Source organism: uncultured Gordonia sp. (genome assembly GCF_937858515.1).
Classification (GTDB): domain Bacteria; phylum Actinomycetota; class Actinomycetes; order Mycobacteriales; family Mycobacteriaceae; genus Gordonia.
The window spans coordinates 1-2,621 of record NZ_CALLZT010000158.1; the positions used below are offsets into that span (position 1 = coordinate 1).

3 protein-coding genes are annotated in these 2,621 nt (G+C 64.4%); 2 read left to right on the forward strand and 1 reads right to left on the reverse strand.

What is annotated here, in order from left to right; all coding sequences use genetic code 11:
• Window positions 1-366 (reverse strand): hypothetical protein, encoded by a 366-nt coding sequence (locus tag Q0627_RS15255; RefSeq protein ID WP_213243997.1) that lies wholly within the window; start codon window positions 364-366, stop codon window positions 1-3.
• A gap of 91 nt (window positions 367-457) precedes the next feature.
• On the opposite strand from Q0627_RS15255, the gene Q0627_RS15260 reads away from it, so the two are divergent.
• Entirely contained in the window at window positions 458-1,609 is a 1,152-nt protein-coding gene (locus Q0627_RS15260; RefSeq protein WP_246221877.1) for an IS630 family transposase, read from the forward strand.
• A gap of 93 nt (window positions 1,610-1,702) precedes the next feature.
• Window positions 1,703-2,593 (forward strand): IS982 family transposase, encoded by an 891-nt coding sequence (locus Q0627_RS15265; RefSeq protein WP_213244400.1) that lies wholly within the window; start codon window positions 1,703-1,705, stop codon window positions 2,591-2,593.
• The last annotated feature ends 28 nt before the right edge of the window (window positions 2,594-2,621 follow it).

Below are 2,621 nucleotides of genomic sequence, written 5' to 3' on the forward strand. Positions count from 1 at the left end.
CTAGTGGGTATCGCCGTTAGTTCGTCGGGGGTCTGGGAGCCAGGTGGTGGGGTCGTTGAGGTAGAGGCCGCAGGCGGTGTCGAGGGCTTGCTCGGGGGTGCCTGAGGGCCAGCCGGTGGGGAGGACGGCTTGTTCGTAGTCGTTGTGGCTGGCGCGGTAGATCGCGAAGCCCCATTGGTTGGCCGATCCGGCGTAGCGCAGCCGGCATAGCTTCACCTCCTCGCCGTCGGTGAGGGTGGCGTCGATGTAGGCGAACCCCGCACGGTAGCGGGTGTGCAGGGTCTGGATCTGGGGCCAGCGTTCGGCGGCGCGGGCCAGGAGCTTTTGCCGTAGCGAGGTCTGGGTCGAGTCGGGGATCTTCGCCATGATTCTCATCATCGTGGCATCGTCATGTGCTGCCTTGATCTGTTCGGTGTCGGCGTGGCGTCTTGGCCTCCGGCGGCTCGGAGCGTCAGAAATGGATGTGACTCTCACCAGTGCTGACGTCGTGGTCCTCACCGATGAAGAACGACATGTCCTGACACGCCGCGCGAACGCCGCGAAATGCCCCCATCGCGATCTGCTGCGTGCCCGGATCGTGCTCGCTGCTGCTGACGGTGTCGCGAACGCCCAGATTGCCCGCGACGTGGGGGTCTGCGAGGACACCGCCCGCCGCTGGCGACATCGCTTCTGCGTGCAGCGTCTTGACGGGCTTAAGGACCGGCCCCGATCAGGGCGGCCACCGGTGTTCACCCCGGTCGAGGTTGCAGAGGTCAAAGCACTCGCGTGCACGCGACCGGCCGACCACGATCTGCCGTTAACGAGGTGGTCGACCGCCGAACTCAGCACACACGCGGTTGCGGCCGGGCTGGTGCGGCCAGTCTCGCCGTCCACGATCGGCCGGTGGTTGGCCGCCGATGCGATCAAGCCGTGGCAGCATCGGTCCTGGATCTTTCCCCGCGACCCCGACTTCGCGGTCAAAGCAAGTCCGGTGCTGGACCTGTACCAACGGCAGTACAACGGTGTCGAGCTCGGCGCTGATGAATACGTGATCAGCGCCGATGAGAAGTCCCAGCTGCAAGCCCTCAGGCGGCGTCACCCCGAAACACCCGCGGCACCAGGGCAACCACGCAGAGTCGAGTTCGAGTACCGCCGCGGTGGCACGCTGGCCTACTTCGCTGCCTACGACGTCCACCACGCCCAGGTGCATGGAATGACAGCACCGAAGACCGGGATCGTGCCGTTCACCCACCTCGTGAAACAAGTGATGACCCAGGAACCGTATGCCTCAGCGAAGCGGGTGTTCTGGATCGTCGACAACGGTTCCTCCCACGCCGGGCAGGCATCGATCGACCGGATGCGTGAGGCGTTCCCCAGCGCGGTCCTGGTGCACCTGCCCGTACACGCTTCGTGGCTCAACCAAGTCGAGATCTACTTCTCGATCCTGCAACGCAAAGCCATCACCACCGGCGACTTCACCGACCTCGATGACCTCGCGCAACGAATCCTCGCCTTCGAGGACCGCTACAACCAGAACGCTGAACCCTTCGGCTGGAAATACACCCGCGACCACCTCAACCGCCACCTCAACCGACTCAACAACGACGGCACCCTCCGCCAAGCGGCGTGACCCCCGACGAACTAACGGAGATGACCACTAGATGGTTGATTCCTTGAAGGTGCCGTCGGCAACGAGGTAGGCGGAGGGCTTCAAGATCAATGTGTGACGAAAGAACTCGAAACCCTCCTGACTGAACTCTATGTCCTCATCGACGACCACGTCGTCGAACCCCGCTCGGGACGCGGCCGGCGCCCGCTGCTCTCCGATGCCGAACTGCTCACGCTCGCGGTAGCGCAGGTGTTGCTCGGGTTCGACAGTGAACGGCGTTGGATCCGGCACGTCCACGGCAACGAGCAACTGCGCGCACTGTTCCCGTATCTGCCGGGCCAGTCCGACTACAACAAGCGTGTCAGGGCTGCACGAGGGTTGCTGTGCAAGACAATTCAGGCGGTGGCACGGCTCTCACCGTCGTGGTTCGACGACCTGTGGATCACCGACGCCACCCCGGTTCCGTGTGGCATGTCAAGGGAAACGGTCAAGCGGTCCGGCCTGGCCGGGCACGCCGGATACGGCTACTGCGCGTCGCACTCGCGTTTCTACTGGGGCTTGAAGTTGTATCTGGTGTGCGCCGGCGACGGGATGCCGATCATGTGGTGCCTGGCGCATCCGAAGATCGGTGAACGCGAGGTGGTGACCGCGCTGCTCGAACGCGATCACCACCTCATCCGCTCCGGGCAGGTGCTGCTCGCCGACAAGGGCTTCTCCGGAAAGACGTTCGCTGCCACAACCGCCGCGATGGGCCTGCGGTTGCTGCGCCCGGACCGCAAGGACGAGACCTACCGCAACGGCAACCTCGGCGGGGTGCGGCAGTGGATCGAATCGGTCAACCAGACCCTCAAAGGGCAGCTCGGCCTGGAGAAACACGGCGGCCGGACCACCCACGGAGTGTTCGCCCGAGTGAGTCAACGCCTCCTGGCGATGTCCGCCGGCATCTGGCACAACTGGACCACCGGCATCACCACCAAACGATCCCTGATCGCGTACGACCACTGACCGCGTCCAAGGAATCAACCATCTAGGC